Origin of the sequence: Bilophila sp. 4_1_30, from assembly GCF_000224655.1 — a bacterium.
GTDB classification, from domain to species: Bacteria; Desulfobacterota; Desulfovibrionia; order Desulfovibrionales; family Desulfovibrionaceae; genus Bilophila; species Bilophila wadsworthia.
Genome location: NZ_JH114232.1, coordinates 124662 through 140665, shown reverse-complemented (window position 1 = coordinate 140665; position 16004 = coordinate 124662). Strand labels below are relative to the sequence as shown.

Here is a 16004-nt window from a genome sequence, read left to right as displayed (position 1 = left end):
TTTATCAACGAGAGTGGCAGCGTCAAAACGAAGATCGAAACGCAAGGTGGCGGATAAGATGAAGCGCGTGGGAAGGAAGGTTCGGAGAGAGGGAGGCGTGCGACTCTTTGAGGAAACGCCACCCTCTCTGGGGATCAGGCCTTTTCCCGGCAGGCGGCGGCAAAGCGGGCGGCCCAGTGCGGGACGGCTGGCGCAAAGAGGTGCGTGTACGCCGCGAAGGTGTTGCGGACGAGGAGCCCGTCGCGGCTCTTGAGGTTGTCCGGGCCTTCCGCCGCAAGCCCTTTGGCGCGATGTCCCGGTCCGGACATGCCCACGCCGGGCGAGAGGCGCAGGGTCGGCTCCAGTTCTCCGAGCGCCACACAGCGGGAATAGTGGAACTCGTGCCCGCGCAGGAGAGCGCCTACCGGGTGGAACGGGTTTTCGGCTTCCACGGTGGCCTCCACATAGCCGAGGCCCTGCGGGCGCGGGCAGAATTCCGCCCGTGCGGGGAAAATCCCGGTCATGGGATACTCTTTCCCGTTGACCTGCAATTCCTGGCACAGAACCATGAATCCCCCACACTCGGCATAAATAGGCATACCGCGCATGGAGTATTCCCGGATTTCCGCCAGATGGGGGGAATCCGCGAGGCGTTCAGGAACCATTTCGGGGAATCCGCCGCCGAGATAGAGCCCGTCAAGGCGATCGCCGGGCCACGGTTCGGGCGAGAGCAGGCTCAATTCGACCAGTTCGGCTCCGGCCCGGCGCAGGGCTTCGAAATTTTCCTCATAATAGAACCACAGGGCCGCGTCCCGTACGAAGCCGATGGTCACAGGCGTTACGGACGGAAGGCCGGAGTGGATCAACGCTGAGGCGGACGGTTTCCTTGTGCTGGCTGGTTCCGGCGGGCGAGAGGACTCCATGCCGGAAGACGCGCTTTCGGCGGATACCCGCTCATTACGGGGCTGCGTAGTATTGCCGGGGGCGATGAACGTTTTCCCGAGATCGGTATCCTCAGCCGTCGCATCGGCACTCTGAGGAATGTTGCCGGAGCCTTCCCGAAGGGGGGGCGTTTCCCGGAAAGCGGCATCCTCTCCACCTTCCCAGAACGGTTCGACGTCCCGCAGCTCCGGAGCGGAGCGGGCGAGGCGCAGGGCCGCGTCAACGTCCATGTGGCGTTCAATAAGCCCGGCAAGGGAGTCGAGGGCGGCGAGCAGGGAGGCCCGGCCCAGAGCGTCCGGAGTTTCGTCGTGCATGGAAACGAGCCCCATGTGCCGCTCGGGAATGGGATTTTCGGCAAGCCGGGGGATTTCCCCGAGGACGGGGATACCGGTGTATGTTTCGATGCTTTGCCGGATGAGGGCGGCGTGCCGCGAGGAAGCCACGCGGTTGAGAACAACGCCCGCGAGATTGACGGGTTCGAAGTGGGCCAGCCCGGCAATGACCGCGGCGGCGGTGCGGGTCATCTTGGTGACCGTGAGGGTGAGCAGGACGGGCGCGCCAAGAGCGCGGGCGAGTGTCGCGGTGGAGCAGCTCCCCTGCACGTCGCGCCCGTCGTACAGGCCCCGGTTGCCTTCAATAATGGCAAGGTCGGCATTGCCGAATGAGGTGCAGAAAAGCGCGCGCAACCGGGCATCCGTCAAAAAAAAGGGATCAAGGTTGGTCGGCGTGCGTCCCGAAGCGAGGCCGAGCCATGCGGCGTCGATGTAGTCCGGGCCTTTTTTGCAGGGTTTGACGCGGAGGCCGCGGAGCGTCAGGGCCCGGGCGAGGCCGAGCGAGAGGAGCGTTTTCCCGCCGCCTCCGGAAAGGCCGGAGACGACAAGGCGGGGCGCGGTGATGGAGGGGAAAGCGGCATCCATGTTTATTCCTGAATGCGCAGGGCGCGCTTGGCTTCCCGGACTTTCTCCGGATCGTCGTCAAAGACGTAGCCGCGTTCAAGCAGCCGTGTCGTGTACACGCGGTTGTAGAGGAACGCCCAGATGATGGCCACGAGCCAGAAGGATGACGCGCTGAGGATCAGGACAATAACCCCGGTGATGAGATCGCCGCGGAATATGGCGGGAAAACCGCTGAAGAACAACGTCGTCCAGCTGAATCCGTAGAATCCGGTTGTGATGACGCCGGACTGCGCGTGCCTGAGTCGAATGTTTTGGGCCATGCCGTCTCCCGGAAAAGAAAAGGGAAGGAATCGCTTCCTTCCCTCAATATTCCCTCCCATCCCCGACAAAGCGGGGACGGGAGGGAAAGGCGCGGGGGAAAGCTCCCCCGCAGCCGTTAGACTAGTTTTCGCCTTCGGAAGAGGCCTGCTTGCCGGCGCCCTTCAGACCGTACATGGTCGTGGAGCCGGAAGACCAGTATTCCAGAGACTCTTCGGAGACGAGCACGGACAGGACGTTCTTGACGTCGCGGGTGCCCTTGGCGGGGAAGAGTTCAAGGAAGTCCTTGAAGTAGTACTTGGTCTTCGCGCCGGGACGGGACATCTTGTCCTTGAGGAAGTTGATGACAATTTCCTTGTCTTCGGCGGTGACTTCAGCGGCGGAAGCAGCTTCGTGGGCTTCGCCACCGTGGGCGGCGAGGGCCAGTTCAGAGAACTTGAACTGGGTGCTCTGGCGCCAGGTGTAGTAAGCCGGATCGCGGAAGTCGTCGATCAGGTGGTGGGTGAACTCAAGGCCGGTCAGTTCGAAGAAGGATTCCCAGCCGATGCGTTCGGCCCAGTCGCCCAGTCGTTCGTACTTGTTGGCGTTTTCGGAGTACACTTCCACGATGTGCTTAATCGTGCTGGTGAGGGTGTTCCAGCGGGGCGGTTCGTTGGGAATGTACGCCACGACCACTTTGGAGAACTTGGGCATGGAGATACGGTTGGAAACCTTGCCGCCGACCATCAGGGCGATGCCGTCGCCTTCGCCGTCGGAGATGGGCAGGGCGGGGCACATGGTGTAGCAGTTACCGCAGTACATGCAGCGGTCCTGCTTGATGGCCACGGAGTTCACCTTCTTGCCGTCGTGTTCGCTCTTGACCGGGCGCACGGCGGCGGTGGGGCAGGCGGCGACAGCCAGAGGGATTTCGCAGAGCTGGTCAACCCACTGGTCGTCGATCATCGGAGGCTTGCGGTGGATACCCACGATACCGATGTCGGAGCAGTGCACGGCGCCGCACATGTTGATGCAGCAAGCCAGCGAAATGCGCACGGGGGCGGGCAGACGCATGTTCTTGAACTCGTCGAACATGGTGTCCATCACAGCCTTAACCGGGCCGGAGGCGTCGGTGGCGGGGGTGTGGCAGTGCACCCAGCCCTGGGTGTGCACGATGTTGGAAACGCCGGCGCCGGTGCCGCCGATGGGGAACTTGTAGGAGCCGGCGGCGAACTTGCGGCCCGCCAGGTCTTCCTTCAGGGCCTTCAGGGTGGCTTCGTCGGTCACCATGAATTCGATGTTGTTACGGGTCGTCCAGCGAACGTGTCCATCGCAGTACTTGTCGGCGATTTCGCAGATTTCGCGGATGTTGGTAACGGACATCGTACGGGTGCCGCCACAGCGCACGGTGTACACCTTATCGCCGGATTCGGCGACGTGCACGAGCACGCCGGGTTCCAGGATTTCGTGGTACAGCCATTTGCCGAAGTTCTTCTTGATGACTTCAGGGAAGAACGAGTCGTATTTGCGGGGGCCAATATCGGAGATACGGCCTTCCATCGGCTTTTCAGGATTGTAGCCGGAAGAAACAAACGCCATGGTAATTCTCCCTTCTCTTTAGCGTTGATGTCTGGAGCGGTAAGCAGCCAGGTCACGGTTCCAGCCGCCGGGCACTTCTTCTTCCTTGAAGAAGATGTACGGGTTGGAACGCGGTTCCTTGACGTGCTGAGCAAGAGCGGGGATTTCGGTGACTTCAAGCAGCTTCTGGAAGGACAGACGCTTCATGGTTTCGCCGAGACGTTCGCGGTTCTTGCCTTCTTCCATCCACCAATCCCAAATCTTTTCAATGATTTCTTTGACTTCGGTGTAAGGAGCTTCAACCGGGACGAAGGGAACGAGCAAGGAGCCCATCTGAGCGCCGTCAACGACCGGGGCCTTGGCGCCGCAGAGGATGGACGCGCCGCGTTCGTCGCCGATGTGCAGGGCGCGGGGCATGGTGTTGATACAGTGCATACAACGCACGCATTCGGCGTTGTTGATGAAGAGGCGGCTGCCGTCCCATTTCATGCACTTGGAGGGGCACAGGTTGATGACTTCGGCTTCGATGTCGAACTTGCCCCAGTCACGACCGGCGTGAGCACCGGCGTTGGGGGCGAATTCGCCGGCAACGTAGGCTTTCACAGCTTCCTGATCGATCTTGATGTCGTCCTTCCACGTACCCACGACGGCAAAGTCGGAACGGGCCATAGCGGCCACGCAGCCGTTCGGGCAGCCGTCGAACTTGAACTTGAACTTGTAGGGGAAGGCGGGACGGTGCAGCTCGTCCTGATAGTCCATGGTGAGCTGATAGCAAGCGTCCTGCGTGTTGTAGCAGGCGTATTCGCAGCGGCTCTGGCCAAGGCAGGCGGCAGGCGTACGGAGGTTCGAACCGGAACCGCCGAGGTCGACGTCAAGCTTGTGGGTGAGATCGTAGAAGATCTCTTCAAGCTGCGGGGTCTGGGTGCCGATGAGCACGATGTCGCCGGTGGAACCGTGCATGTTGGTCAGACCGGAGCCACGGAGTTCCCAAATGTCGCACAGGCCGCGCAGGAATTCGGTGGAGTAGTACTTACCGGAGGGCTGAGCCACGCGGACGGTGTGGAAGTGAGCCACGCCGGGGAACATTTCGGGCTGGTCGCAGTAACGGCCGATAACGCCGCCGCCGTAACCGAACACGCCCACGATGCCGCCGTGCTTCCAGTGCGTTTCCCCTTCTTTATAGGAGAGTTCAAGCACGCCGAGCAGGTCGTCGGGAGCGTCGGCGGGAACCTGAAATTCCACGTTGTCGGGGTTGGCCGCTCTGTATTCAGCTTCCTGCTTGATGTCGGACACGAAGCTGGGCCAGGGGCCAGTTTCGAGTTGATCCAACAAGGGAGTTGGATGTTTGATTGCCATTGCCTTACCTCCACTTGGTTTGGTTGGTAACCGCATTGTGGTGCGGCTGAGCGCCGCGGGATATTCTAAGACGGCCCGGGCGCAAACGCGCGAGCCTGATCTCAGTTATCTTACTTCTTGTTAAAAATACCATGCAGTTCTTGTTTGTGTCAAGGAAGGCTCGAGAAACACAGTGTCATCAAAGGATTTTGTGCACATTTAGCCCCGCGGAGCCGGGAACTCGTGCAAATGGCGCGTGATTAGGGCACGATAGAGGATAGAGTGAATTTCTGCACCAGTCCGAAAAGGGCTTTTGGGGAGTTGAAAACCGTTTCCCTCTTTGTCTTTTTTGTATAAAAAGTATGTTTAAACAGTGTGATAGTTGTTGACGGAAAAAGTTGTGCAAAGAAGAACGAAAAAGATTTAGTGATTTTTTGAACAATATTCTGGGAGCTGAGTATATTTCCCCTTTAATACTAGCTGATTAAGCTGTTTTTGGGCCAAAGTCCAACAGGACACACGAAAAGACTCCCATGAAAAACAGGGGAGGTTGTCCCAAAAGGCGCGGTGTGGAGCCCCGAAGAGTGGCGGGTGCCGGGCATACGGAAAGGCGCTTGCGGAGGGCGGCTCAAACCGTCGTTAGCGGGTGTTTTCGGCGACCAGCGTGGGGAGGCAGGCGACGCTTGCTTCAGTGTGCCTGGCTCTGGCTTTGCTCAGAGCGTGTTGCGCATCCCGGTAGCGGGTGAAGGGGCCCTGGCCGACGAAGTATTGCGTGCGGCCGTTGGGAAGGCGTTCCGAGAGGATTTTGAGTTCGCCGGACCGGTTGCGGGAAGTCTGCTTGGTGAGCTTGGAGGAGCTGGCGGACGAAAGCGTTTTGAGCTTGTTTTGGGCGTCCTTGAGCGTGCGTGCGCTGGCCAGCCGCAGGTAAAAGGCGTTGTTCCGGAGGACCGGGATGCCCCGCTTGTCGGCGACGACCTCGACTTGAACGGAAATCACGCCGCGCCGGATCATGTTCAGCTTGCTGGCGGCGGCCCTGGAAACGTCGAGGATGAGTTTTTTCTTGCCCGGCCCGCGGTCGTTGATGCGGACGAGCAGGTTGTTCCCATTGGAAAGGTTGGTCACGCGGACGATGGTCCCCAAAGGAAGGGAGCGGTGCGCCGCCGTGAATTCGTTCTTGTTGTAGCGTTCCCCATTGGCTGTTTTCTTGCCGTGGAACGAGTCGCTGTAGAAGGTGGCTCCCCCGGTGAAGACCTCAAGCATGGGGCCCGGAGATCGGCCTTCCGCCTGCTGGACGGCGGCCAAATAAAAGGGAAGAGCCAAGAGCAGCAGGGTGATGGCTCGTTTTATCATGCGTATCCTTAGCGCTGCGGCCCCGTACGGCAGGCCTCCCGCGCCTGGCGGAAGAGAAAGGGCCTTGGTTTACCTCGTGATGGAGTGTGGAATTGTCATATATTTCACCCAGACTACGGATTCTGTCAACCCCGGCTTTCCATGCGCCCTCAACAAGCCTCTTAAGGCAAGGAACATGCGGGCTTCCGGGCGTACCGACACTTGGGCCGGCGCTCCGTGGGCCTTGACCTGGCGCTGAACCGGATAGTATCGTGTTTTCGGCCCTTTCGATGGGCTTTCACCCGCTCCCGCCCGCCGGACGTTTTTCCGCGCGGAGGCGGCGGACAACGGTTTACCGGGAAGAACTATGCTTGCCATCCTTGACTACAAGGCGGGGAACCAGACCAGCGTGCGCCGCGCGCTCGATCATCTGGGCATTCCCTGCGTCATCACTGCCGATCCCGCCGTCGTGGACAGCGCGGCCGGCGTGATTTTCCCCGGCGTGGGCGCGGCCGGACAGGCCATGCGCCACCTTCAGGATTCCGGCCTCGACGCGGTGCTGCGCAATGTCGTCTCGTCGGGCAGGCCCCTGCTCGGGATCTGCCTCGGCTGCCAGATCATGGTGGCCCACAGCGACGAGAACGACACGCCGACCCTCGGCCTCGTGGAAGGCCGCTGCGTGCGTTTCGACGAGCGTTTGGAGGAAGGTGGGGCGCCTATCCGCATCCCGCACATGGGCTGGAACACGATTTCCCGCAAGCAGGAGAGCCCCATCCTGAAGGATGTCCCGGCTGACGCGGCCTTCTATTTCGTGCACGGCTATTATGTGGAGACGGCCCCGGAAAAGGTCATCGCCACAAGCTGTTACGGTACGGAATTTTGCGCGGTGTATGGGCAGGACGGCCTGTGGGCCATCCAGTTCCACCCGGAAAAGAGCGGGCGGCCGGGATTGAAGATCCTTTCCAATTTCTATGAATGGTGCATGGCACGCAGCGCGGGAGGCCGGGTATGCTGACGAAACGGGTTATCCCTTGCCTTGACGTGCGCAACGGGCGCCTGACCAAGGGCGTCAAGTTCGTGGGCAACGAAGACATCGGCGATCCGGTGGAAACCGCCCGGCAGTATTACGAGGCCGGGGCCGACGAAATCGTCTTTTACGACATCACGGCTTCCGCCGAGGCGCGCGGGATCTTCCTCGACGTGGTGGAAAAGGTCGCCTCGGAGATTTTCATCCCCTTCTCCGTGGGGGGCGGCATTTCCACGGTACAGGACATGCGGGCCGTGCTGCTCGCGGGCGCGGAAAAGATTTCCGTGAACTCCGCCGCCGTGAAGCATCCTGAAATCATTTCGCAGGGCGCGGACGCGTTCGGCTCGCAGGCCATTGTAGTCGGCATGGACGTGAAGCGGGTTCCCGTCACCCCGGAAATCCCGTCCGGATACGAGATCGTGATTCATGGCGGGCGGAAGGCCATGGGAATCGACGCCATCGAGTGGGCGAAGCGCTGCGAGGCGCTCGGCGCGGGCGAACTGTGCGTCAACTCCATCGACGCCGACGGAACCAAGGACGGCTATGAGCTGACGCTCACCCGTTTGATCTGCGACGCCGTGCGTATCCCCGTCATCGCTTCCGGCGGCGCGGGGAGCCCGCAGCACATGGTGGACGCCGTGACGGAAGGCCGCGCTTCGGCGGCGCTCATCGCCTCCATCGTGCATTACGGCGAATATACGATCGGGCAGCTCAAGCAATACATGGCGGATCGCGGCGTGCCCGTCCGCCTGACGTGGTAGGCATGTCGGGCTTGACGACCGGCCTTGTCCGGCGTGATCTGCTGGATCTGGAGCAGCGGCTGCGGGACAGTCTGTACCGCGTGCTCCCGTTCGAGGCACACGCCGTCTATTTTCCCCGCCAGACCCGTTCGAAGGAACCGGAATGGCTGCCGGACGAGGGAAAGCTTTTGCTGCCACTCGTCCGGCACGGGGAACTCCTCGGCGTGTTCATGGCCCGTGTGCCCGACGCCGAGCGCGTGACGGCGCTGCTGCCGTCCCTGCCCGGCATCGTCGATCTGTGCCTTGAGAATCTGGAGCTGTACAAGGCCGGGCGGCTTGATCCCCGCTCGGGGCTTGCGACCCATGAGGTGCTGCTGGAGCGGCTCACGCAGGAAACCGGGGCCATACAGTCGGCGTTCGCGCGGGAGTTCGGGCTGGAAAGCGGCGAAGGCAGCAGCCGGGGCGGTACGCTCGGCCTCATCGTCGTCCGGTTCGACGGCGTGCGCGAAGTGGCCCGGAATATCAGCTACGGTTTTGCGGATCGGCTCGTGGGCAAGCTGGTGGAGGCGTTTTCCGGCCAGCTCCCCGAGCAGGCGTTCGGCGCGCGCATCGGCGACAGCGCGGTTGCGGTGTTCCTTCCCGAAGCCACGCGCCCCGAGTGCGAAAACCTTTCCGCCGCCATCCTGCGGGCGATGGAGCAGGTACGCCTGCCCGATCCGCTGATCGGCAGGCCGTTCGGCGTGCAGCCCCATGCGGGCTATGCGCTCTATCCGCAGGATATGGACGGGACCCGCCAGCGCAGTTCGGAAGAGCACGGGCGTATCCTGCTGCACAAGGCCCAGCTCGCGGCGGAAGTGGCCCGCACGCGCGGCCCCGGCGGTTTTCAGGCGGGCCGGGTCATGGGGTACGGCAGGCTGCTTCTCGAAGGCGGGCACATCCGGCAGGTGATGCCCCTTTCGCGGGTCCTGACTTCGCTCGGCCGGAGCGTGGGCGCGCGGGAAGGCCAGCATTTCTCGGTCTGGTCGGTGAACTACGCGGTCAAGGGCGGTTCCGGGGACGAGTCCCTCCAGCCGCTCTACAAGGGCGAGATCGTCCTGCTGGAAGTCCGTGAATCGGAATCCGTGGCGGAGATCCTGCACCTTGGCGATCCCGCGTGGCCGCTTGAGCCCGACGACGCCCTGACGCTGCTTCAGGAGGAGCAAAGGCTGAGCGTGCAGAACGCGGCCCCCGAAGGGCAGGACGACGGGGTGTTCCATCGTCCCGATCCTCTGACCGGGCTCCTGCGGCATGGCGATTTCCTTGCCCATCTGGCGCGGGCGTGCAGCGAGTGCGAACGGTTTTCGCTGGCTCTGCTGCATGTGGACATGGCGCGCCGCGACGGTGAGTCTTCCGGCGCGATCCAGCCCATGACGCAGCCCGAGCACATTATGGCGCAGGTGGCCGATCTTGCCCGTTCCGTATGCGGCAGGAAGGTGCTCGGCGGACGCTTCGGGCTGAACAGCCTCATCTTTTTCCATCCCGATCTGGAGGCGGAACCGCTCCGCGAGCTGTACGAAAAGCTGTGCGCCGACATCGCCTCGCGCCTCGGCGTGCGTGCCGGCGTGGGGCTGGCCTGCTGGCCGTTCCTTGATCTCCGGCCTTCGGACATGATCGAAGGCGCCCGCAAGGCGCTCGAATACGCGCTCCTGCTCCCCGCGCCGCACATCGGGCAGTTCGGTTCCCTCGCCCTGAACATCAGCGCGGACAAGCGGCACTGCCGGGGCGACGTGTTCGGGGCCATCGAAGAGTATAAGCTTGCCCTGCTGGCCGACGAGGATAATGTACTGGCGTGGAATTCCCTCGGTGTATGCCTTGCCTCGCTTGGGCGCCATGCCGAAGCCCGGCGCTTTTTCGAGGAGGCGATCCAGCGTACCCCGGACGATCCCGCGCTGGCCTACAACCTCGGCGCGGTCTGCCAGAGCCTGCACGACAACGAGGCGGCTGCGGAGCATTTCCGCACCTGCATCCGGCTGTCGCCCTCGCATCTGTATGCCCTGATCCGGCTTGGGCAGCTCGACGAGGCTGAGGAACGGCTTGAAGAAGCCCGCGCCCGGTTCGAGTCGGCGGCGGCCCTCGACACAGGGAGCCCGCTCCCGTACCGGCACCTTGCCCGTCTCGCCCTGCGGCTCGGCAAAGCGGATCAGGCCCGCGAGCATCTGCATCAGGCGTTGCTCCGCAATCCCCGCGATGTGGCCGCCCTCAGCCTCATGGCCGACCTCTACCTTGACGGCGGGGAAGATCCGGAGCTTGCGGAATCGCTGGCCCGCCAGAGCGTGGCCCTGCGTCCCGAATATCGGAATGGCTGGCTTGTGCTTTCCCGCGCCCTCGAAGTGCAGGGCCGTCTGGCGGACGCCCGCGAAGCCTTGCTGAAGGCCGGGGAGCTGTAGACGAGCTGAATATTGGGGAGGGGGCCCTTTTCTTGAGAACGTTTCCCCTCCCCAGTTTGCTATCGCGGCTCGCGTCCATCCCCTCCCCACCAAAGGCGGTCGTAATAGTCTCTGGAGAGCGCTGTGTGCAGGCGTTCCGGCTCTGACGTCCTTCTCCCCGGTGCTGCGCGGAAAAGAGGCTTGGTGTGCGGCGGCGTGCATCCCCCGTCATTCGGCGGGGTATGGGGATTGCCGGAAGGATAGCCTGCAAAGAAGGGGAAACGCACTGCGTCCGTTGAGTGCAGGGCCGTGCGGCCAGAGGCGGCTATTTCTTTGGGGCACTCATTTCGTCGGAAACGGGGCGTTGGCTGTCTTTGCCGGAGTCTTTTTCCGCCCTGTCTTTCAGTGTGTTGAAGAACGTGAACAGGGGGTAGGAGATGCTTGCTCCCAGCAGCGCACCCCATACGGCTGCGGGGAATATGTCTATATTCATTCCCCTGAAATAACAAAATATCGGTGCAATAACGGCGCACAAGAGCGTGTGGAACAGCCAAGAAGGCCAGCCCCCGCAAGGCAGGAGCAGGAGGAGTGCGCACAGGATCGCGCCCGGAAGCATCCCCAGCGCTGCGAACAGGTTCCGATCAAAGGGAATGCCGGGCGTAAAGTGATAGTACACGCTCACGCACACCCCGAGCACCGAAACGAGGAACACAAGGAAACACCTGCCTGCCGAGGGCGTGCATTTGCCGGAAAAGGCGGGAAAGCTGGAGAGAGCCATAAACGTCCTCCCATGATGCGGAAGCGCTTTTTCTGTGAAGCATGGGGGCAGGCCCGGATTCCGGCAGTGAAGTCCTGCTGTCCGCGTTCCTGCCGGACGGCGCGGAACGTTGGGCGAACACCAAAAAGGACGAAACGGAACGGTTCCGTCCGAGGGAAGAAAAAGGAGGCAACCCGGTTTCACCGGACTGCCTCCCGTGTCAATCAATCTTCGTCGGTGGGGCGGATGGTCAGCACAGGGCAAGTCGCGTTCTTCACGACCTTTTCAGCCACGGAGCCGAACAGGATCAGGTCGATGCCCTTGCGTCCGCGGGTACCCATAACGATGATGTCGGCCTGTTCGCTTTCGGCGAGGGCGAGGATCTCTTCAGCCGCGTAGCCGACGACGACAACGCCGCGGGCATCCACGCCGGTGAAGTGTTCGGATACAAAGTCGGTCATCGAGCGTTCGGCGCCGGAAACGATTTCACCGACAAAGTTGTCGATGGTATTCGGCGGCACATGGAAACCCGTGTACTGGGTCAGCGTGGGGGCGGCGTATACTGCCACAATGCTGGCTCCGGACATCTTGGCGAGCATAACGGCGTATTCGGCTACGGATTCGCTCTGATCCGACAGGTCCAGGGCGCACAGGATCTTCTTCAAGGCAGGCATGACTCTTCTCCCTGTAAAAGATTGCACAGTGGAGAGCTTTACTGCGGAACGGCGCAGGAGCGCTCTTTGAGATTAATCAGACTGTAATCGTTTTTTCGTTAACAAACAAGAGGCCGCCTTTTATTCGTTTCCCTCTTGTGCATTGCCGGAAGCCGAGGATCGTGGGAAAAAGCGGACAGTGACGGAACTGTGGCGAAAAGCAAACGTTTTCGCGCTGATGAAAAAAGGTACATTTTTTTCTTGACAGGAAACCGGATTGAGGACTAGTTTTCACGAAACACATTTGAGGACAACATGACCAACTACACCGCCACCGCATTTACCGCTTCCAACGAAAGCAGCCGCTTTTGGGGCTTCTTTTTTTATTTTGGTCGCGCCTGCGGTACGAGGGTGTGTGGGGTGTTGTTGTAAAGCAAAACCAGACATTCAGGGCCGCGGGTGCAAATCCGCGGCCTTTCTTTTTGCCGCGGATCCATGCAGCAGCTTCCCTGTGCAAACACACAAAGGATGGAATACCATGAATCTCGGCAAGCAAGTTCGTCTCCAGCGCATTTTCAATCGTGAAACCGGCCGCGCCATCATTGTTCCTATGGATCACGGCGTCTCTGTCGGTCCTATCGAAGGCATCGAGAATATCCACAAGACGGTTTCAGACATGGCCGACGGCGGCGCTGATGCTGTTCTGATGCACAAAGGGCTGTGCCGCTGCTGTTTCCGCGCTTCCGGCGAAGGCAAAGACGTCGGCCTGATCATCCATCTTTCCGCTTCAACGTCCCTGTCCAGCTACTCCAACAAGAAACGCCTCGTATGCACCGTTGAGGAAGCCATCCGCCGTGGTGCCGACGGCGTTTCCGTGCATGTGAACCTCGGCGACGACAACGAGAGCGATATGCTCGCCGACCTCGGTGAAGTCGCCCGTGTGGCCGAAGAATGGAGTATGCCTCTCCTCGCCATGCTGTACGCCCGCGGCCCCCGCATCACCAATGAATTCGATCCCGCCGTCGTTGCCCACTGCGCCCGCGTGGGTGTGGAGCTCGGCGCCGACATCGTGAAAGTCCCTTACACCGGAGACATCGATTCCTTCGCCGAGGTCATCGCCGGCTGCTGCGTGCCTGTGGTCATCGCCGGCGGCCCCCGTACCGAGACCACCCGCGAATTCCTCGAAATGGTGGACAACTCCCTCAAGGCGGGCGGTTCCGGCCTTTCCGTGGGCCGCAACGTGTTCCAGCATCCCAAGCGCGTGCAGCTCGTCCGTGCCCTGCGCGGCCTGGTCCATCAGGGCCTGTCCCTCGACGAGGCGCTGGCTATTGTGGAAGGCTAGCGGGATCGGGGAGGGTGTTTTTTGAAGGGCGCTCCCCCCGGCCTCAATCCGGGAAACGCCGGTTTGGTAGAGGCGTCTGCGCGGCGGAAGCTGCGCTGGGAAAAGGGAAGGGGAAAGGTTCCGGGGAGTTCCGGGGCCGTCATTTTCCGGTCAGGACATGAAGCCTGATGCGGTTGAAACAACAGGAACGGGACCATGCCTGACATTTATTTCAAGAGCGTGCCTTTCAGCAAGGAAGACGTGACGTTGGCCCTCGAATCCGGCGTCGACGGGATCATCACCGAAGCCGAACATGTGGAGGGCGTCCGCTCCCTGGCCTTGTGCGACGTGCGGGCCGAGGCGGACATGCCGTCCGTGGGGCTCGGCTCCAAGGCCGAGGAAGAATCCATCGCCTCCCGCATCGCCGGGGGAGAGCGGCTCGTACTGGCTCAGGGGTGGGAGATCATCCCGGTGGAAAATCTGCTCGCGCAGCCCGCCGTGGCCGGAAAGCTCGCGGTCGAAGCCGCTTCGCTGGCCGAGGCCCGTCTTGCGGCGGGGGTTCTCGAATGCGGCGTGCCCGTCGTGGTGGTGCTTCCCGAAGCGCTGGCAAGCCTCAAGAACATCGTATCGGAGCTGAAATTGTCGCAAGGCACGCTGACGCTGGACAAGGCGACCATTACCGAAGTGAAGACCGTGGGCCTCGGGCACCGCGTCTGCGTCGATACGCTGACCCTCATGGAGCGGGGGCAGGGGATGCTGGTGGGCAACTCCAGCGCCTTCACCTTCCTTACGCACGCCGAAACGGAGCACAACGAATATGTGGCGGCGCGGCCTTTCCGCATCAACGCGGGCGGCGTGCACGCCTATGCGATGATGCCCGGCGACAGGACCTGCTACGTGGGCGAATTGCGCTCCGGGGACGAAGTCCTTATCGTGGATAAGGACGGGCGCACGTCGCTCGCCACCATAGGGCGCATCAAGACCGAGGTGCGGCCCATGCTGATGATCACGGCCCAGATGGAAACGCCGGAAGGTACGCGCACCGGCTCCGTCTTTTTGCAGAACGCCGAAACCATCCGCCTTGTGCGGCCTGACGGGACGCCCGTCAGCGTGGTCGCGCTCCGGCCCGGCGACGAAGTCATCTGCCGAGCCGATGTGGCCGGGCGTCATTTCGGTATGCGCATTCAGGAAAACATCCGCGAGATATAGTCATGCCCGAATCCAACGATACCCCGGACGGCTGGTCCGAAGCCGCAGCCGCGAAACAGTCCGAAGCGCTTCAGGGGCTGCGCTTCCAGATCGACGCCGTGGACCGCGAACTGCTGGCCCTGCTCAACCGCCGCGCCTCCCTGAGCCTCGAAGTGGGGCGGGTGAAGGCGAATACGTCCGGCCCTGTCTTCCGCCCGCAGCGTGAACGGCAGATTCTGGACAACCTCGCCAGCGAGAACTCAGGCCCCCTGCCCGAGGAGCATCTGCGTTCCATCTGGCATGAAATTTTCGCTTCGTCCCGTACCCTTCAGCGTCCCGTATCCGTGGCCTATCTCGGCCCCGAGGGTACGAACTCGTATTTCGCGGCTGTGGATCTTCTCGGGAATCTTATGGATTACCGGCCCTGCAAGAACTTCCGGGAGGCCTTCGCCGCCGTACACGGCGGCGAGTGCGCGCTCGGCGTGATCCCGCTTGAGAACGTCCTGCAGGGCTCCGTGGGGCAGTGCTTCGATCTCTTCATGGAATACGATGTGTACATCCAGACCGAGTCGGTCGCCCGCATCCAGCACACGCTGCTGTCCGTGGAATCGTCTCCGGAAGCGATCAAAGTGGTGTATTCCCATCCGCAGGCGCTTGCCCAGTGCCAGCGCTGGTTGCGTCAGCACCTGCCCGAAGCCTCTCTTATGGCCTGCGATTCCACCGCCGCCGCCGCGCGCCGGGCGGTTTCCGAGCCGGGGAGCGCCGCCATCGGGCATAAGAGCCTGTCCACGATGCTCGGTTTGCCCATCCTTGCCTATAATCTTGAGGATGAGCCGACGAATCAGACGCGTTTTGTGGTCATCGGCCCCAAGCCCACGGACACTTCCGCAGCCAACAAGACTTCGGTACTGTTCACGCTGCCCGACAAGCCCGGTTCTCTGGCGGGTATTTTGGAGCTGTTGTTCAAGGCGGGGGTGAATCTCCGCAAGCTGGAGTCGCGCCCCCTGCGCTCTCAGAGCTGGAAGTACGCCTTTTTTGCCGATCTCGAGACGAACCTGCTCAAGCCCGAGCTCTCCGGCGTCCTCGCCGAACTCCGCAACACCTGCCACTCGTTCAGGCTGTTGGGCTGCTACACGGCAGGGGAGTAGTGAGAGAAGGAAAATGAAGATTGGGGAAGGGAAGGAAAACTTTTCTGGAGAAAAGCTTTTCCCTCCCTTCCCCAAACCCCATCCCTCCCTTTCCAAAGACTTTTGTGTTTATCGAATCCCTGTTGGGCGGTTTTCCCCTATGGGTAAAAGTATGAAAGAAGGTAATATGTTAGAGTCTATTGCTTTCTGAAAACAAAGACCTTTTAATGGAATTCGCTTTAGGGAAGACGAATCGGTTTTGCTTATGAAAAAGGCCCGCATCATGATGCGGGCCTTTTGTTTTCTGTTGCGTCTCCGGGAGACGTACGCCTCCGAAACGGGATGGCGCGGCCTGCCCATCCTTCGTTGAGCCATACAAAAGTCTTGGGAGGGGAAGGGGGAGGTTTTGGAGGGGGGAAGGGGAACCTTCTGA

At 61.5% G+C, this 16004-nt stretch carries 13 protein-coding genes and 1 pseudogene; 6 read left to right on the top strand and 8 right to left on the bottom strand.

Annotated elements, in window-relative coordinates; all coding sequences use genetic code 11:
* Positions 1-134: 134 nt before the first annotated feature.
* From HMPREF0178_RS20425 to HMPREF0178_RS07340, 6 genes and pseudogenes are all read right to left on the bottom strand, one after another.
* Entirely contained in the window at positions 135-1838 is a 1704-nt protein-coding gene (locus HMPREF0178_RS20425; protein WP_009368142.1) for a cobyrinate a,c-diamide synthase, read from the bottom strand.
* Between the two features lie 2 nt (positions 1839-1840).
* Positions 1841-2137, bottom strand: a complete 297-nt coding sequence (locus HMPREF0178_RS07355) for a hypothetical protein (RefSeq protein ID WP_005027916.1) — start codon at positions 2135-2137, stop codon at positions 1841-1843.
* Between the two features lie 121 nt (positions 2138-2258).
* Entirely contained in the window at positions 2259-2486 is a 228-nt protein-coding gene (locus HMPREF0178_RS22475) for a dissimilatory sulfite reductase D family protein (RefSeq protein WP_255344672.1), read from the bottom strand.
* 81 nt (positions 2487-2567) lie between these two features.
* Positions 2568-3710 (bottom strand): annotated as a pseudogene (dsrB, locus tag HMPREF0178_RS07350) (dissimilatory-type sulfite reductase subunit beta); the annotation flags it as partial.
* Between the two features lie 18 nt (positions 3711-3728).
* Positions 3729-5045, bottom strand: a complete 1317-nt coding sequence (gene dsrA, locus HMPREF0178_RS07345; RefSeq protein ID WP_005027914.1) for a dissimilatory-type sulfite reductase subunit alpha — start codon at positions 5043-5045, stop codon at positions 3729-3731.
* A 618-nt stretch (positions 5046-5663) separates the two neighbouring features.
* Positions 5664-6374 carry a septal ring lytic transglycosylase RlpA family protein gene (locus HMPREF0178_RS07340; protein ID WP_005027913.1) on the bottom strand — a complete coding sequence of 237 codons (711 nt, stop codon included), beginning with the start codon at positions 6372-6374 and terminating at the stop codon, positions 5664-5666.
* A gap of 346 nt (positions 6375-6720) precedes the next feature.
* Here HMPREF0178_RS07340 and hisH point away from each other — a divergent pair, with 346 nt between their 5' ends.
* From hisH to HMPREF0178_RS07325, 3 genes are read left to right on the top strand one after another with little or no spacing between them, the layout of a single operon-like run.
* The gene (gene hisH, locus HMPREF0178_RS07335) at positions 6721-7368 is read left to right on the top strand and encodes an imidazole glycerol phosphate synthase subunit HisH (RefSeq protein WP_009368141.1); all 648 of its coding nucleotides are present in this window, start codon (positions 6721-6723) and stop codon (positions 7366-7368) included.
* A complete protein-coding gene (gene hisF, locus HMPREF0178_RS07330; protein ID WP_005027911.1) occupies positions 7362-8141 on the top strand; it encodes an imidazole glycerol phosphate synthase subunit HisF in 780 nt (259 codons plus the stop codon). The genes hisH and hisF overlap by 7 nt, the downstream gene beginning before the upstream one ends.
* A gap of 2 nt (positions 8142-8143) precedes the next feature.
* Positions 8144-10546, top strand: coding sequence for a tetratricopeptide repeat protein (locus tag HMPREF0178_RS07325; protein WP_009368140.1), 2403 nt, complete (start codon positions 8144-8146; stop codon positions 10544-10546).
* A gap of 304 nt (positions 10547-10850) precedes the next feature.
* Here the strand turns inward: HMPREF0178_RS07325 and HMPREF0178_RS07320 are convergent, their stop codons facing one another.
* Both HMPREF0178_RS07320 and HMPREF0178_RS07315 read right to left on the bottom strand, forming a co-directional pair.
* A complete protein-coding gene (locus tag HMPREF0178_RS07320) occupies positions 10851-11303 on the bottom strand; it encodes a hypothetical protein (protein WP_009368139.1) in 453 nt (150 codons plus the stop codon).
* Between the two features lie 203 nt (positions 11304-11506).
* The gene (locus HMPREF0178_RS07315) at positions 11507-11956 is read right to left on the bottom strand and encodes a universal stress protein (RefSeq protein WP_009368138.1); all 450 of its coding nucleotides are present in this window, start codon (positions 11954-11956) and stop codon (positions 11507-11509) included.
* Positions 11957-12473: 517 nt separating this feature from the next.
* Between HMPREF0178_RS07315 and HMPREF0178_RS07310 the strand changes: the two genes are divergently transcribed.
* From HMPREF0178_RS07310 to pheA, 3 genes are all read left to right on the top strand, one after another.
* Complete coding sequence (locus tag HMPREF0178_RS07310) at positions 12474-13277, top strand: 2-amino-3,7-dideoxy-D-threo-hept-6-ulosonate synthase (RefSeq protein WP_009368136.1); 804 nt, start codon at positions 12474-12476, stop codon at positions 13275-13277.
* A gap of 195 nt (positions 13278-13472) precedes the next feature.
* Positions 13473-14465 (top strand): 3-dehydroquinate synthase II family protein, encoded by a 993-nt coding sequence (locus tag HMPREF0178_RS07305; protein ID WP_009368135.1) that lies wholly within the window; start codon positions 13473-13475, stop codon positions 14463-14465.
* A 2-nt stretch (positions 14466-14467) separates the two neighbouring features.
* Complete coding sequence (gene pheA, locus HMPREF0178_RS07300) at positions 14468-15592, top strand: prephenate dehydratase (protein ID WP_009368134.1); 1125 nt, start codon at positions 14468-14470, stop codon at positions 15590-15592.
* The last annotated feature ends 412 nt before the right edge of the window (positions 15593-16004 follow it).

Coding starts and splice junctions, on each gene's coding strand:
- pheA (WP_009368134.1), top strand. CDS start 14,468: ATGCCCGAATCCAACGATACCCCGGACGGCTGGTCCGAAGCCGCAGCC.
- HMPREF0178_RS07355 (WP_005027916.1), bottom strand. CDS start 2,137: ATGGCCCAAAACATTCGACTCAGGCACGCGCAGTCCGGCGTCATCACA.
- HMPREF0178_RS07310 (WP_009368136.1), top strand. CDS start 12,474: ATGAATCTCGGCAAGCAAGTTCGTCTCCAGCGCATTTTCAATCGTGAA.
- hisF (WP_005027911.1), top strand. CDS start 7,362: ATGCTGACGAAACGGGTTATCCCTTGCCTTGACGTGCGCAACGGGCGC.
- HMPREF0178_RS07340 (WP_005027913.1), bottom strand. CDS start 6,374: ATGATAAAACGAGCCATCACCCTGCTGCTCTTGGCTCTTCCCTTTTAT.
- HMPREF0178_RS20425 (WP_009368142.1), bottom strand. CDS start 1,838: ATGGATGCCGCTTTCCCCTCCATCACCGCGCCCCGCCTTGTCGTCTCC.
- dsrA (WP_005027914.1), bottom strand. CDS start 5,045: ATGGCAATCAAACATCCAACTCCCTTGTTGGATCAACTCGAAACTGGC.
- hisH (WP_009368141.1), top strand. CDS start 6,721: ATGCTTGCCATCCTTGACTACAAGGCGGGGAACCAGACCAGCGTGCGC.
- HMPREF0178_RS07305 (WP_009368135.1), top strand. CDS start 13,473: ATGCCTGACATTTATTTCAAGAGCGTGCCTTTCAGCAAGGAAGACGTG.
- HMPREF0178_RS07325 (WP_009368140.1), top strand. CDS start 8,144: ATGTCGGGCTTGACGACCGGCCTTGTCCGGCGTGATCTGCTGGATCTG.
- HMPREF0178_RS07315 (WP_009368138.1), bottom strand. CDS start 11,956: ATGCCTGCCTTGAAGAAGATCCTGTGCGCCCTGGACCTGTCGGATCAG.
- HMPREF0178_RS07320 (WP_009368139.1), bottom strand. CDS start 11,303: ATGGCTCTCTCCAGCTTTCCCGCCTTTTCCGGCAAATGCACGCCCTCG.